This window comes from Parabacteroides caeci (assembly GCF_023656795.1).
GTDB lineage: Bacteria > Bacteroidota > Bacteroidia > Bacteroidales > Tannerellaceae > Parabacteroides > Parabacteroides segnis.
In genome coordinates, this window is sequence record NZ_JAMOKT010000001.1 from 276632 (window position 1) to 291691 (window position 15060).

General features: G+C 44.2%; 11 protein-coding genes. 7 read left to right on the plus strand and 4 right to left on the minus strand.

Annotated features, from left to right (window positions below; genetic code table 11):
• Positions 1–2: 2 nt before the first annotated feature.
• From NBH15_RS01125 to NBH15_RS01150, 6 genes are all read left to right on the plus strand, one after another.
• Complete coding sequence (locus NBH15_RS01125; protein WP_250821798.1) at positions 3–2558, plus strand: M1 family metallopeptidase; 2556 nt, start codon at positions 3–5, stop codon at positions 2556–2558.
• A 276-nt stretch (positions 2559–2834) separates the two neighbouring features.
• Positions 2835–3686 carry an ATP phosphoribosyltransferase gene (gene hisG / locus NBH15_RS01130; RefSeq protein WP_007656904.1) on the plus strand — a complete coding sequence of 284 codons (852 nt, stop codon included), beginning with the start codon at positions 2835–2837 and terminating at the stop codon, positions 3684–3686.
• A 482-nt stretch (positions 3687–4168) separates the two neighbouring features.
• The gene (hisD, locus tag NBH15_RS01135) at positions 4169–5449 is read left to right on the plus strand and encodes a histidinol dehydrogenase (RefSeq protein WP_128133568.1); all 1281 of its coding nucleotides are present in this window, start codon (positions 4169–4171) and stop codon (positions 5447–5449) included.
• On the plus strand, positions 5446–6477 hold the full coding sequence (gene hisC / locus NBH15_RS01140) for a histidinol-phosphate transaminase (protein WP_250821799.1): 1032 nt from the start codon (positions 5446–5448) through the stop codon (positions 6475–6477). The genes hisD and hisC overlap by 4 nt, the downstream gene beginning before the upstream one ends.
• A gap of 2 nt (positions 6478–6479) precedes the next feature.
• Complete coding sequence (gene hisB, locus NBH15_RS01145) at positions 6480–7607, plus strand: bifunctional histidinol-phosphatase/imidazoleglycerol-phosphate dehydratase HisB (RefSeq protein ID WP_244051035.1); 1128 nt, start codon at positions 6480–6482, stop codon at positions 7605–7607.
• The gene (locus NBH15_RS01150; RefSeq protein ID WP_233566950.1) at positions 7604–8011 is read left to right on the plus strand and encodes a lipocalin-like domain-containing protein; all 408 of its coding nucleotides are present in this window, start codon (positions 7604–7606) and stop codon (positions 8009–8011) included. Before hisB ends, NBH15_RS01150 begins: the two co-directional genes overlap by 4 nt.
• A 77-nt stretch (positions 8012–8088) precedes the next feature.
• On the opposite strand, the gene ybaK is transcribed toward NBH15_RS01150, so the two are convergent.
• Together ybaK and NBH15_RS01160 are read right to left on the minus strand one after the other, a co-directional pair.
• Entirely contained in the window at positions 8089–8577 is a 489-nt protein-coding gene (gene ybaK / locus NBH15_RS01155) for a Cys-tRNA(Pro) deacylase (RefSeq protein WP_128133566.1), read from the minus strand.
• Between the two features lies 1 nt (position 8578).
• A complete protein-coding gene (locus tag NBH15_RS01160; protein WP_128133565.1) occupies positions 8579–10705 on the minus strand; it encodes a Tex family protein in 2127 nt (708 codons plus the stop codon).
• A gap of 137 nt (positions 10706–10842) precedes the next feature.
• Between NBH15_RS01160 and NBH15_RS01165 the strand changes: the two genes are divergently transcribed.
• Positions 10843–12351, plus strand: a complete 1509-nt coding sequence (locus NBH15_RS01165) for a PAS domain-containing sensor histidine kinase (protein ID WP_128133564.1) — start codon at positions 10843–10845, stop codon at positions 12349–12351.
• Here NBH15_RS01165 and NBH15_RS01170 read toward each other — a convergent pair.
• On the minus strand, positions 12344–13723 hold the full coding sequence (locus tag NBH15_RS01170; protein WP_250821800.1) for an ATP-binding cassette domain-containing protein: 1380 nt from the start codon (positions 13721–13723) through the stop codon (positions 12344–12346). The two genes, NBH15_RS01165 and NBH15_RS01170, sit on opposite strands and share 8 nt — an antisense overlap.
• A complete protein-coding gene (locus tag NBH15_RS01175; protein WP_128133562.1) occupies positions 13720–14637 on the minus strand; it encodes a substrate-binding domain-containing protein in 918 nt (305 codons plus the stop codon). The genes NBH15_RS01170 and NBH15_RS01175 overlap by 4 nt, the downstream gene beginning before the upstream one ends.
• Between the last annotated feature and the right edge of the window lie 423 nt (positions 14638–15060).

Here is a 15060-nt window from a genome sequence, read left to right on the forward strand (position 1 = left end):
AGATGGCACATTCAAATCATATGATTTATCAAGTGGCTGGCATTGCGGCGGTAAGTCTGCTGACAGCCTGTTCGACGCAACAGCAAGATGTTAACTTGCAGGAAGTTGGAGTCAGCCATGAATTGGCCCGTTTCAGAAAAGAACATTTCGGGCAGGTCAGATATAACCTGTTTTTCTCCATTCCTGAATCCAGGCAGGAGCCGGTCAGGGGTAAGGCTGTTATACAACTGTCGCTGAAAGAAAAACTGCCGCTTATTATTGATTTCAGGGGAGATGCTTCACAGGTCGCTTCTGTCTTGCTGAATGGTGGGGAAGTGCCTTATGAGGTAAAAAATGAACATATCATCATCCCGGCAGAACGGAGCGTTGTCGGAGAGAATAAAGTATCCATAGAATTTACTCCTGTCGACCAGTCTTTGAACAGGAGGGACGAGTTCCTTTATACTTTGCTGGTTCCTGACCGGGCGCGGACTGCATTTCCCTGTTTCGACCAGCCGGATATGAAGTCGTTATTTACACTGACGCTGGAAGTTCCCGAAGCATGGCAAGCCGTAACGAACGGTGCCATAGAGAAAACGGATACCCTATCCGTTCCCGGACGCAAGTTGATTTCATTCAGGGAAACAGAACCGCTGAGTACTTATTTGTTCGCCTTTACAGCCGGAAAATTTATCCGCGAAACATACACCCGGGATGGAAGGGAAATCTCCTTGTACCACAGGGAAACAGACCCGAAGAAAGTCGCCCAATGTCCCGAAATCGCATCGGAAGTCTTTGACGCTTTAACATGGCTGGAAGATTATACCGCCATTCCGTATCCTTTTGCCAAGTATGATTTGATAATCCTTCCTGGTTTCCAGTTCGGGGGAATGGAGCACACTGGGGCAACGTTCTATACCGACCGTCGTATGTTCCTGAATGAGAACCCGACATTGAACGAGCAGTTGAGCCGCAGTGCCCTGATTGCTCACGAAACAGCCCATATGTGGTTTGGCGACTATGTGACCATGCAATGGTTTGACGATGTCTGGACGAAGGAGGTGTTTGCCAATTATTTTGCTTCGCAGATTGTCGAACCGCTATATCCGGGTGTAAACCATGCTTTGAATTTCATGCAGGATTATATTCCTCCCGCTTATGCGGAAGACCGTACTGCCGGAGCAAATCCAATCAAACAGGAACTGGATAATCTTCGTAATGCCGGCCTGGTCTATGGTAACATCATCTATGATAAATCTCCCGTCGTCCTGGAAATGCTGATTAAAAAGATGGGTAAGGAATCTTTCCGGAAAGGCATTCAGGAGTATCTGAAAACTTATGCCTACGGAAATGCTACTTGGGAGGGGCTGATTAGTATTCTGGATAAATATACGGATGACGATTTGTCCGGCTGGAGCCATATCTGGGTAAATGAAAAAGGCATGCCTGAGATTGCCGCTTCCATTGTTGGCGATAGCTTGGTCGTTTCGCAGAAAGACCCTTTCGGCAGAGGGTTGAACTGGCCGCAGGACCTCACTTATCTGATTGTTCCCAAAACAGGGGAACCGGAAGAAGTTTCAGTTTCTTTCGGGAGAAATTCAAATTCCATCCGGGAGAAATTGAAAACGGTCCCGGAAGAGGGGAGTTTCATTATTCCGAATACGGATGGAAAAGGGTATGGCTTTTTCCGGTTGAACGAAGCGGATGCCAAGGCTTGTGCCGCCTATCTTCCGGTTTGTGAAAATGAATTGCTGAGAGGTTCTCTGTTAATCACATTGTATGAAAATCTGTTGAACCGGACGATTTCGCCCGAATCATATATGGAGGCTATGTTGAACTATCTGCCGGAAGAAGATAATTCGTTGTTATTCTCGGCCGCTTTAGGGTATATCGGTAATTGTCAGCGTTTATTTCCGGTGGATGCTGCCCCTCTGGAAAAAACATTAGGACAGATTGTGGCGACCTCTTCCGTTCCTCAACATTGTTTGCAGGCGTTCCGCTCGTATCGTTCCATCGCAGAATCGCCGGAAGCAATCGCCGCATTATATGACTTGTGGAAGAAGCAGCAAGCTCCCGCCGGCTGTTCGTTAAGTGAAAACGATTATATCAGCTTATCTTATACGCTGGCCCTTCATTTGCCGGAGCAGGCGGATGAGATTATAAACAGCCAGCAATCTCGTATAACTAATCCTGACCGGAAACGGGAGTATGCCTTTATTTCTCCTTCCGTCTCACCGCATAAAGAAGTGCGCGACAGTGTTTTTGCCTCTTTGCTGGTGGCTGAAAACCGTCGGGTAGAACCCTGGGCATCTGCTGCTTTGGCGAATCTGAATCATCCGTCACGGCAGAAAGAAGCGGTAGCCTATATCCGTCCGGCACTGGAAGCGATGCAGGAAGTGCAGCGGACAGGAGATATATTTTTCCCGACAGCCTGGGTTCGTGCCTTGCTGTCAGGCCATACGTCGCCGGAGGCAAGGGCAGAGGTTGATGCTTTTTTTGCCTCTCACCCGGATTATCCGCCGATGCTGGCAAACAAAATACGGCAACAGGCGAATCATTTATATATAATTGAACACTAAGCATAAAACAGTCGTGTAGAAAAAAAGTGTGCGTACCTGCTAATCTTTTGATAGTTTTATTTGCATTTTCAATTATTATTGTAACTTTGTGGCATCAATAAAATAACAAATGAGAAGAAAAGTATCACATCACCATCATCATCATTACAACGGGCAGTAGTTCGGTGGGCTGATTGGTGTGCAGATACGCATAATATAATTAGATAAGGCTTGCCGTTATACGGTAAGCCTTATTTTGTTTTCGGAAAGCATATAATTATTAAAACAAAAATAAACATGTTACGAATTGCAGTACAATCAAAAGGTCGTTTATACGATGAAACAATGCTATTATTGGAAGAAGCGGGTATCAAACTGAACAGAGGAAAGCGCATTTTGCTGTTATCGGCAAAAGGGTTTCCGGTAGAAGTTCTGTTCCTGCGTGATGATGATATTCCTCAGTCTGTCGCCAATGGCGTTGCCGATATAGGTATTGTCGGTGAGAATGAATACGTTGAAAAAGGGGGAGAAGCACGTCTGGTTAAACGATTGGGATTCAGTAAATGCCGTTTGTCACTGGCTATTCCTAAAGATGAAGACTACAAGGGAGTAGAATGGTTTGAAGGCAAAACAATCGCTACTTCTTATCCTGGCATCCTGAATACTTATCTGAAAGAAAAAGGTGTAAAAGCCGATATGCATGTCATCAGCGGTTCTGTTGAAATAGCTCCGGGTATTGGTCTGGCAGATGCAATTTTCGATATTGTCAGTTCCGGTAGTACGCTGGTCAGCAACCGCCTGAAAGAGGTGGAAGTGGTTATGCAAAGCGAAGCGCTTCTGATTGCGAACAACAATCTGTCGGAAGAAAAGCTGGCGATACTCGACGAACTGTTATTCCGCTTCGAAGCTATCCAGGTTGCTGAAGGCAAGAAATATGTATTGCTGAACGCACCGAAAGATAAGTTGGATGAAATCATAGAAGTATTACCCGGTATGAAGAGTCCGACGGTGACGCCTTTGGCTAACGGTGATTGGGTATCCGTCCAGTCTGTCATAGCCGAGAAACATTTCTGGGAAATTATAGGTAAACTGAAATCACTCGGGGCCGAAGGTATCCTCGTTATCCCGATTGAGAAAATGATACTTTAATGTCGAGTCAGTTTCCTATTGAGGAAACTACAGTTCCCTCAGCAGGAAATTCGCGTTCCCTCGGCAGGAAACTACAGTTTCCTGAGTACAGAATTACGAGGAAACTGTAATTGACTGGCAATTAACAAATAAGGTCTTTTTCGTTCGTTCCTGATAATTTGTATTTCACATGGCTATCGATGTCTCGTCAAAACAGGTTCGAAAAGAGAAATAGTTGAACTATCCAACTGTCAAAATGGCTCATCTGTTATAGGTTCATTTGCCGTCTGCTTTAGCTGACGGTTTACGTGTTGATTCTTTTTTGGCTTTAGCCACATTTTTCTCAGATAGAGAGCTTTAAGAAATGGGACTAAAGTCCAAAGAGATAAATCCTTTATTAGTCCGTCAGCTAAAGCAGACGGCAAATGAACCTGTAATAGCCAAGTGAGGTTGACGACAGAATAGCTCAAATATGATAAGATTTAAAACTAAACAACAACAATATGGAAGTAATTAAATATCCCTCAAAAGCAGACTGGCCTTCTTTGGTGAAGCGTCCGGCTTTGGATGTTACGACTTTGTTCGATACGGTCCGGACTGTATTGAATGAAGTGCGTAGCGAAGGGGATGCCGCCGTTAAGCGTTACGAAGAGAAGTTTGACAAGGTCACGCTATCCGGTCTTCAGGTGTCGGAAGAAGAAATAAAAGAAGCTCGCGAACTTGTTTCCGAAAATTTAAAACAAGCTATTCGCATAGCAAAGGCAAATATTGAGAAGTTTCATACCTCCCAGCGTTTTATCGGACAAAAGGTGGAGACGACCTCCGGAGTAACCTGCTGGCAGAAAGCAGTTGCCATAGAAAAGGTCGGCCTGTATATCCCGGGAGGAACGGCCCCTTTGTTCTCAACCGTATTAATGTTGGCGGTTCCTGCACATATCGCCGGATGTAAGGAGATTGTACTATGTACTCCTCCGAACCGGGAAGGGAAAGTGCATCCGGCTATCCTGTTTGCCGCAGAAACGGCAGGTGTCAGCAAGATATTCAAAGCCGGAGGAATACAGGCCATCGCAGCCATGGCATACGGCACGGAATCTGTCCCCAAAGTCTATAAGATATTCGGCCCCGGAAATCAGTACGTGACAGCAGCCAAACAGCTTGTCAGCCTGAAAGACGTTGCCATCGACATGCCCGCAGGCCCTTCCGAAGTGGAAGTCATTGCCGACGGAACAGCAAATCCGGACTTTATTGCCGCCGATTTCCTTTCACAGGCAGAGCATGGAGCAGATAGCCAGGCTATGCTGGTTACATCGGCAGAAAGTATCGTATCTCCTTTAGTCGATGCCATCCAACAGCAATTATCTGAACTGTCCCGTAAGGATATTACTGCAAAAGCATTGGAACATAGTCGTATAATCGTCCTGAAAGACGAACCCGAAGTAATCGCTTTCACGAATATGTATGCCCCGGAACATCTGATTATACAAACGGAGAACTACGCTCATATCGCTGAACAGATAGAGAATGCGGGAAGTGTCTTTATGGGACCCTACACTCCTGAAAGTGCCGGCGATTATGCTTCGGGCACGAATCATACGCTTCCGACCAATGGCTATGCCAAGGCTTACAGCGGTGTAAACCTGGACAGCTTTATCAAAAAGATAACCTTTCAGGAAATCACTGCCGAAGGTATTAAGAATTTAGGCGGTACAATCCAGACGATGGCCGGTAACGAGCAACTGGATGCACACCGCAATGCAGTAACAATAAGATTGAAAACAATATGATGGATTTAAAAGACCTGGTAAGACCTAATATTTGGGCGTTGAAACCCTATTCCTCTGCAAGAGACGAGTTTCACGGAAGTGCATCTGTTTTCCTGGATGCAAATGAGAATCCTTATAACGAGCCTTATAACCGTTATCCCGACCCCTTACAGTGGGAGTTGAAAGAACGGATTGCCGAACTGAAAGATGTAGACCGTAATTCCATCTTTCTGGGCAATGGCAGCGATGAGCCGATAGACCTTGTTATCCGTGCATTCTGCGACCCGGGAATTGATACGATTGTCAGTATCGCCCCTTCTTACGGTATGTATGAAGTAGCTTCCAACGTTAACAACGTGGATTTCAGGAAAGTGACTTTAACTCCTGATTTCGAACTGGATGCAGAAGCATTACTGGAGGAAGTGGACGAATGGGTAAAAGTAATCTTTCTTTGCTCGCCGAACAACCCGACGGGAAACAGCCTGAACCGGGATGAAATATATAAGATACTGAAGAACTTTGAAGGAATAGTCGTATTGGACGAAGCCTATATCGACTTCTCGGCAGAACCTTCTTTCCTTCCCGAACTGAAGAAATTCCCGAATCTGATAGTTCTGCAAACATTATCCAAAGCATGGGGAGCCGCAGGCCTCCGGTTGGGCATGGCTTTTGCTTCTCCGGAAATTATTGCGATACTGAACAAGATAAAGTATCCTTACAACGTCAATGTGCTTACACAGAAACAGGCGTTGGACTTGTTGAATAATGAAGGCCAGATGTTGGAACAGTTGCGCCGTATCATGTCCGAACGTATCCGGTTGCAGGCTGCTTTGCCGGAACTGCCGATTGTCCATAAAATGTATTCGACCGATGCAAACTTTATCCTGGTAAATGTAGGCAAAGCTGACTCCGTATATAATAAACTGGTGAAGAAAGGCGTTATTGTACGTAACCGGAATAATGTGACATTGTGTAACGGCTGTTTGCGTATCACTGTCGGCACACCGGAAGAAAACGATGCCTTATTGAAGGCTTTAAAAAGTATGTAAGCATGAAAAGAGCTCTCTTTATCGATAGAGACGGAACATTGGTGATAGAACCTCCTGTTGATTACCAGCTGGATAGCCTGGAGAAACTGGAGTTCTATCCTAAAGTATTCCGCAATTTATACTTCATACGTAAACAGCTTGATTTTGAATTTGTCATGGTGACGAACCAGGACGGATTGGGTACCTCTTCTTTTCCGGAAGATACATTCTGGCCGGCCCATAACAAGATGCTGAAGACATTGGAAGGCGAGGGGATTGTCTTTGATGACATGCTGATCGACCGCTCTTTCCCGGAGGATAATTCTCCCAACCGCAAACCGCGTACCGGAATGCTGGGTAAATATCTGGCCGGTGAGTACGATCTGGCAAACAGTTACGTGATAGGAGACCGCCTGACAGATATGGAACTGGCTGCAAACCTGGGTGCAAAAGGCATATGGCTGCGTCCTTCGAATGAAGAGGCAGACAGGTTGCTGGTCGGGAATCCTTCTCTTTCCCCTGTACTTATTACGGATGATTGGGATAAAATTACCGAATATCTTTTTGCCGGCGAACGCCGTGCCGTTGTGCAGCGCACCACCAAGGAGACGGATATTTACGTAGAAGTAAATCTGGATGGAAACGGAAAGACAGCGATTTCGACCGGATTAGGCTTTTTTGACCATATGCTGGACCAGATAGGAAAACATTCCGGTATGGATTTGGTTATACGTGTAAAGGGTGACCTCAACGTTGATGAGCATCATACAATTGAAGATACGGCGATTGCCCTGGGTGAAGCCTTGCTGAAAGCCTTGGGCGACAAGCGCGGCATCGAACGGTATGGCTATTCTTTGCCGATGGACGATTGCCTGTGCAGTGTGGCTCTCGACTTCGGCGGACGTCCCTGGCTGGTCTGGGATGCCGAGTTCCGTCGTGAAATGGTTGGCGACATGCCGACGGAGATGTTTCTTCATTTCTTTAAAAGCCTGAGTGATGCCGCCCGCATGAACCTGAATATTAGGGCGGAAGGGACGAATGAGCATCACAAGATAGAAGGTATTTTCAAGGCTTTGGCACGTTCTGTAAAAATGGCTATACGCCGTGATATTTATAAATATGAATTACCGAGTACAAAAGGTTTGTTATGATGAATAAAATGAAATACTGGATGATAGCCGCTGTCACAATTTTGATGGCTGCATGTAGTAATGATACGGAGCATAAGTTGGAAGGCAAATGGCAATTGCAGCAGGTGGAAGCTAATGGCGATGTGATACAGGCTGATACGGTATTTTATAATTTCCAGAATATTTTATTTATGTATCAGGTGTACATCCCGGCTGATGACAAATATGTTTTGCAATATGGCTTCAATACGATAAAGGATGAAGACCAGTTGGAATTGGAATTGACTGAAGACGCAGGCTTGGTAGATTTCTTGTCTTATACCGACTGGAAGTCTAAAACACGTACATTCTCCATAGAGAAACTGAGCGGAAAGCAACTGATTTTAAACAGCGAAGGGAAAAGGTATATATTCCGGAAATTCTAAATTATAGAAATACAGTTTACCTAAATAAAAAGAGAATGCTGGCTTTTCCTGCATTCTCTTTTTATTTAGCTTTATCATCACAGTTCTTTTTCCGCAATCAAATCTGCAACTTCGGCCCTTACTTCACGAATTAAATCATCCGGAGCTATCTGAACCTGCAATCCTCGTTGTCCGGCACTGATATATATAGTATCATATTGTCCGGCAGACTGATGGATATAGGTCGGGAAATGTTTCTTCATCCCGATAGGGGAACATCCTCCCCGGATATACCCGGTTAAAGGCAATAATTCTTTCACCGGGATCATCTCACATTTTTTGTTACCCGACACTTTGGCTGCCTTTTTCAAATCCACTTCATCGGCTCCGGGGATAACACAGACAAAATATCCGCTTTTATCTCCGTGAAGGATTAACGTTTTGAATACCTGTTCTACGTTTTCTCCCAATTGCTCTGCCACATGGGTGGCGCTTAAATCATTTTCATCGACTTCATAGGGAACCAGCTGATAGGCTATTTTAGCTTTATCCAACAGCCTGGCCACATTCGTTTTGCTTATTTTCATATCACAATCCTTTCATAGATAACTGAACCCGTTTACGGACCAGGTCTACACTCAAAACTTTCACTTTAACATGCTGATGGATAGAAACCACCTGTGTCGGGTCGCTGATAAAACGATCGGCAAGTTCCGAGATATGAACCAATCCGTTCTCTTTTATACCAACATCTACAAAGCAACCGAAGTTCGTAATATTGGTCACAATTCCCGGTAAGACTAGCCCTTCTTTCAGATCTTCTATCGTTTTAACGGTAGGGTCGAAAGAAAAGACCTGGATAGCCTGGCGCGGATCGCGACCGGGTTTATCCAACTCTTCCATGATGTCAAGTAGAGTCGGCATACCGACTTTCTCTGTAATATATTTCTTAAGGTCGAGCTTCTTCTTTAATTCTTTATTAGTAATCAGCTCTTCAACGGTACATTTTAAGTCCTTGGCCATTTGTTCCACAATCGGATAACTTTCCGGGTGAACGGCGGAATTGTCCAAAGGTGTTTTGCCACCTTGTATGCGAAGGAATCCGGCACTTTGTTCAAACGCTTTTTCACCCATACGCGGCACCTTTAACAGTTCACGTCTGGATTGGAAAGGCCCATGTTCGGCTCGGTAGTCAACAATATTCTGTGCCAGTGTCGGTCCTAAACCGGAGATATAAGTCAGCAGATGCTTACTGGCCGTATTCACATTGACTCCCACCATATTTACGCAACTCTCCACAGTCTGGTCCAGGCTTTTCTTTAAAGCACTCTGGTCGACATCATGTTGATACTGGCCGACTCCGATGCTTTTGGGATCGATTTTAACCAGTTCTGCCAGTGGGTCCATCAACCGGCGTCCGATACTGACGGCTCCACGTACGGTCACATCATATTCAGGAAACTCATCCCGGGCAATCTTTGAGGCAGAATAGATGGAAGCTCCGTTCTCACTGACAACAAACACCTGTACTTTCCGGTCATAACGGATATTGGTAATGAACTGTTCCGTTTCGCGGCTTGCAGTTCCGTTGCCGATAGCGATAGCATCGATGGCATAAGTCGACACCAATTGAGAGACTTTAGCTGCGGCTTTGCTCTTTTCATTCTGTGGCGGATGCGGATAGACCGCTTCGTTATGAAGCAGGTTGCCCTGGGCATCCAGGCAGACTAATTTACATCCGGTACGATATCCGGGGTCGACACCTAACACTCGCTTTTGTCCTAACGGCGGTGCCAGTAAAAGCTGCCGCAAGTTCTCTGCAAAAACACGGATGGCTTCTTCGTCGGCTTTCGTTTTGCTCAGGTTGGCATATTCCGTTTCTATGGAAGGCTTCAGCAGACGTTTGAAAGAGTCGTCTACCGCATTGGCTACCTGATCGGAAACTTCGCTGTTCCCTTTCACGAACCGTCTTTTCAAACGGTCGAGTGTAGTATCGACATCGGGTGATATGCTGACTCTGAGGATACCTTCCGCTTCTCCGCGGCGGAGGGCCAGCAAACGATGGGAACTGCATCGGTTCAGCGGTTCACTGAAATCGAAATAGTCCCGGTATTTGGCTCCTTCTTCCTCTTTTCCTTTAATAACTTTAGAAGATATAATCCCTGTATGGGCAAAAGAATTACGCACGGCGTTACGTGCCCCTTCATTTTCGTTCACCCATTCAGCGATAATATCTCGTGCCCCTTGCAAGGCTTCTGCTGCATTCTTTACTTCTCCTTTGATAAAACTCTTCACCCGGGTCAGCAAATCCGGTTCGTTTTGTATCATGATAATTTTGGCAAGAGGTTCCAGCCCTTTTTTACGTGCAATCTCAGCCTTAGTCACCCGTTTGGGTTTGTAGGGCAGATAAAGGTCTTCTATCTCGGTGCTATCCCAGGAATCTTCGATTCGTTTCTTGAGTTCAGGGGTTAACTTCCCTTGTTCTTCGATAGAACTTAATATGGTATCTTTCCGTTTTTTGAGTTCAGTCAGCTTATCCAGTTGGTCTTTGATATTCCCGATCTGGACTTCATCCAGTCCTCCGGTAACTTCTTTCCGGTAACGGCTGATAAAAGGAATGGTCGCCCCTTCATTAAGCAACCCGATCGTTCTTTCGACTTGTCCGGCCGGAATGTTTAAAGAGTGGGAGATAAGTGAATGGAATAATGTTGTCATAATTCTTTCATTTCTATTTATAGCCTACAAAGATAATCTTTTGCCGTTTATTTTACTTTTGTGGGAAGTTCTTTCTTTTAATATTTGTTACTCTCGTTTATTTTCAACACTTTTGTGAAATAATAAATTTTGAAGTTATGGAACTTGCGCATTCAGAAGAAAATGCATTGGAGCAAAAATATAAAGATTTATCCGGGTTACTTTCGAACATAGTAGACTCAGTACCAATGTTCTTCTTTGTTAAGGATACTGGAGATGACTTCCGTTATGTTTATTCCAGCCCGATGATGAATCAGATATATGGTCGTTTTCACAATGACGTTGTCGGGAAAACGGACTTTGATTTGTTTGTTGACCCTGTTGCAGCGCAGTCTTTCAGGGATATGGATGAGAAGGTGCTTCAAACGGGAGAGATGCAACGGTTTGTTGAACAGATGCTCGACCCCAAAGGTATAGTGCGTTCTATGGATACCATGAAATTGCTGGTACCCCGCGAAGGAAAAGCGCCTTTTCTATTGGGTATGTCCTGGGACATCACCAAACAACGGCAAATTGAAGAAGAACTGCATGAAAATAATAAAAGACTGGCCTTATCCTGTATGGCAGGCCGTATCTATCCGTGGATATGGGATGTCGTGAATGAAACGGCGGAACTTTCTCATGTAGAGAACGGTGAAATGATTCATGCTTATATCTCCCACGAAAGTTTTACTGAAAAAATCCATCCGGACGACCAGCAAATGTATCGGGATGTTGTGACTGCCTTTGCCCAGGGTGAGATAGAATCATTGCGCCTGAGTTTCCGTTGCCGTTATTTTTCGGAAGAATATGTCTGGCTGGAGAAAATCGGCGAAGTATATGAATATGGTAAAGACGGTAAACCTCTGAAAGCTATTGGTATCCTGCGGGATATCACGGTGGATAAACGCCACGAAGCAGATGTACAGGCGAAGCGTCTTGCAGAGGAGAGTAACCGGATGAAATCAGCCTTTATCGCCAATATGAGCCATGAAATACGTACGCCTTTAAATGCGATTGTCGGTTTCTCTACTTTGATGGCCCAGGCGGAAACGGATGAAGAAAAACAGGAATATCTGAAGATTATTGAATCAAGCAATGAATTTCTGTTGCAATTGATTGATGATATTCTCGATATTTCAAAGATAGAATCGGGTAAGTTGGAGTTCATTTATTCAGACTTCAGTTTAAATAGTATCTTCAAACCGCAGGAGCCGGCTTTCTTACGGCGGGTAAATGCCGGGGTAAAGGTTGTTTTTGAAAATGACGGAAGCGACTACAGTATCATTTCTGAAAAGACAAGACTTACACAGGTGTTGACTAACTTTTTGTCTAATGCGGTCAAATTTACATCGGCGGGAACGATACGATATGGTTATCGTTTGACTGATAATGGCATTTATGCTTATGTCAGCGATACCGGTACCGGCATAAAGAAAGAGGATCAGGTTACTATTTTTGACCGGTTTGTTAAACTGGATAGGTTTAAACAAGGGACAGGACTTGGATTGTCTATCTGTAAGACAATTATAACGATGTTGAACGGAGAGATAGGTATTGATTCTGAGGAAGGCGTAGGTTCTACGTTCTGGTTCTCAATTCCTTGTAATCCCGTAAAAGTTAATTGATTATCGGTAGCCGGATAATAACGGAAGCAAAGTGCTCTATCTCTTCCTGATTGTGTGATGTGAAAATGATCGTGCGTTTATATTCTGTTTGTCGTTCAATTATGCGGTCGATGATGCGGATTGCGAGTGGCTTGTCCAATCCTTTGAAAGGTTCGTCAAGAAGCATAACAGTAGATGGATATGCCAATGCCCGGGCAAGGGCTACGCGCTGTTGCTGGCCGTAACTCAGTTCGTTAGGATAGCGTTCCGTGAAAGTTTCCATCTCGACCATTCTCAATGCTGTTAATGCTTCCTGTTCCGCATAAGATTGTTTATAGAGCGATGCTAACGGTAGGCAACTGTTTTGCAGGACAGTTAAATGAGACAGTAGTTCCGGTTCCTGGAATACAACAGCAAACTTTTCTTCCCGATGAGATATAATCTTTCCCTCGATTGGTTTCAATGTTCCGTCCAGCAGATTCAGTAAAGTTGTTTTTCCGCTTCCGGATGGTGCTTTTATACCATAAATGATGCCGGGTGCAAAAGTATATGAGAAATGCGATAGTACTTTGGTATCGTCATATTGAAATGTAACGTCTGCTACTTCTATAGGACAAGGGTGGGGAAGTGCTTCCTTTTCCGGTTTTCCATGGCTGTACTGTATGCTCCATGTAACCAGTGCCAACCGGCTGATTCCTTTATCAAACAGGAAACTTATCAAAACAGCAATAACAGTCCATGCAATCAATTCGGGAACCGATATGAATAACTGTGCACGTTTCATTTCCCCGCCGATACCGAAGGCGCATTGTGAAAGTACCTCGCCCATAATAATGGCACGCCAGCCGAATCCGGTAGCAGAGGCCAGTCCACTGAATAAAAAAGGTTTCAGTTGGGGATAATATATATGTATCAGTTTGTTTTTGCGACTGATTTTGAACTGGGCTGCCATTAGGGAAAGTCCGGGCCGCAGACTAATGATTCCTTTCGTCAGGTTTTCCGTTAATAAAGGGAACATGGTCAGAAAAGCAATTATTAACGGTATTCCTTCCGGGTCAAGAAAGATTAAAGCCAATAAGATAAAAGAGATGACCGGAACGGAACGCATGATTGTCAGCAGGGGACGGAATAACTCATAAAGTAATTCGTAACGGGCAAATAAGAAAGCTGTCATCACTGCGGCTCCCAATGATAGAATGATGCCGGAAACACCGCGTAGGATGGTTGCCGATATGCTTTTATAAAAAGTATCGGTACCGAATAACTGAAATAAGGCTTTTATCAGCTTAGGAACGGACGGAATCAATTCCGGCTGGTCCGTTGAAGAGGCTACTAACTGCCAGACAAGCAGCAGCAAGCAGACTGACACACATGAGATAAATCCTTTTTTCATCGTTCTCCTGAAATAAAGCCATTGTCCGGAAGTTTTCCTCCTATGGCTTTCGGTTCATATTGTTCTATCAGACGAAGGAAGTCGAGAATGTTTTCTTTGGCTTCTCCGGTTGATAAATAGTTAATACGGCATCTCTCTATGCTTTCCGGAGTGAGTATTCCTGGGGCAAATATATTGCGGCTCTCCAGAATCTCTATTGCTTTTTGAGGTTGACTGACGGCAAACTGGCAGGACTCGTTCAATAAGCTATCCAGCAATGTTCTTTTATCGTTTAACGAAGGTGCATAGACAATCGCGGTCTGGGCAAATCCCGGAGAGGTACTGTCCGGATTGTTAAGACTCGTTTTTATCGATAAAGTACTGTCTTTCCGAAGTATCACGCTTAGAAACGGCTCTGCCAGGACAGCCGTCTGAATCTGTCCGGCTAGCAATCCCTGGCTTATTTCACCGGGAGTAGTAAACGAATAATTCAAAGAATAAGATAATCCTTTTTGATGTAAATAGTAGCGGGTCAGGATATCGGGAGTTGTACCTGCACCGAAGACATATAAAGTTTCTGTTTCCGGTGATTGATTCCGTATCCCTTGCTTTTCGACAAGATACAGATTTCCCCAGACAGGGCATCCGAGTAAGGAATATTTCAATCCTTTATTATAAAGATTGGCTGCATTAATCATAGGAAGGGCAGCCAGGTCCGCTTTCCCTTTTATTAATAATGCCTGCATCAGTTCCGGGGAGTCGACTATATCTACAGATAACCGTTTACCTCCTATCTCCGGCGAATCCTCCATCATCTTTGCAAAAGCAATAACGGAAGGTCCGCGAAGGACAGCCACATGAAGCACATCATTCTCCTTTTTCCCATTATTGCAGCTGCATAGAATCAGCAGAAGTAAACAAAAGTATTTGATCATCTTTTTTGTTGCAAAGGTAGGAAATTAGGATTAATAGTCATGTAAAATAAGAGGTCGATTAAAAAAAGTATGGAATAGGAGAGGTCTATAAAAAATTAAAGCCTGTCTCACGACAAGCCCTAACCAACTTTGTTAACCTTAAATCTAATACTATTATGAAAAAACCACAATACAAAAGTACGGATCTTTTCATCAGGGCAACCGCACCAAAATTTCTATTAAAATATGTTTTGTGGCATAAATCATTAAAATATTTCAAAAAAAGTTGTGTAATTGGGGAATAAAGGTAATCTTGCAGAAAGAAAAGTCTTAACTATGAAAATAGAACCTTAACGACTGGATTTTTTACGTGAAGATTTTGCAAACCAAAGTCTCTTGACTATGATTCGTGAGATCTTATAAGAGGTCTCTTTCCATAAAGAG

Coding starts and splice junctions, on each gene's coding strand:
- NBH15_RS01125 (WP_250821798.1), top strand. CDS start 3: ATGGCACATTCAAATCATATGATTTATCAAGTGGCTGGCATTGCGGCG.
- hisG (WP_007656904.1), top strand. CDS start 2,835: ATGTTACGAATTGCAGTACAATCAAAAGGTCGTTTATACGATGAAACA.
- hisD (WP_128133568.1), top strand. CDS start 4,169: ATGGAAGTAATTAAATATCCCTCAAAAGCAGACTGGCCTTCTTTGGTG.
- hisC (WP_250821799.1), top strand. CDS start 5,446: ATGATGGATTTAAAAGACCTGGTAAGACCTAATATTTGGGCGTTGAAA.
- hisB (WP_244051035.1), top strand. CDS start 6,480: ATGAAAAGAGCTCTCTTTATCGATAGAGACGGAACATTGGTGATAGAA.
- NBH15_RS01150 (WP_233566950.1), top strand. CDS start 7,604: ATGATGAATAAAATGAAATACTGGATGATAGCCGCTGTCACAATTTTG.
- ybaK (WP_128133566.1), bottom strand. CDS start 8,577: ATGAAAATAAGCAAAACGAATGTGGCCAGGCTGTTGGATAAAGCTAAA.
- NBH15_RS01160 (WP_128133565.1), bottom strand. CDS start 10,705: ATGACAACATTATTCCATTCACTTATCTCCCACTCTTTAAACATTCCG.
- NBH15_RS01165 (WP_128133564.1), top strand. CDS start 10,843: ATGGAACTTGCGCATTCAGAAGAAAATGCATTGGAGCAAAAATATAAA.
- NBH15_RS01170 (WP_250821800.1), bottom strand. CDS start 13,723: ATGAAAAAAGGATTTATCTCATGTGTGTCAGTCTGCTTGCTGCTGCTT.
- NBH15_RS01175 (WP_128133562.1), bottom strand. CDS start 14,637: ATGATCAAATACTTTTGTTTACTTCTGCTGATTCTATGCAGCTGCAAT.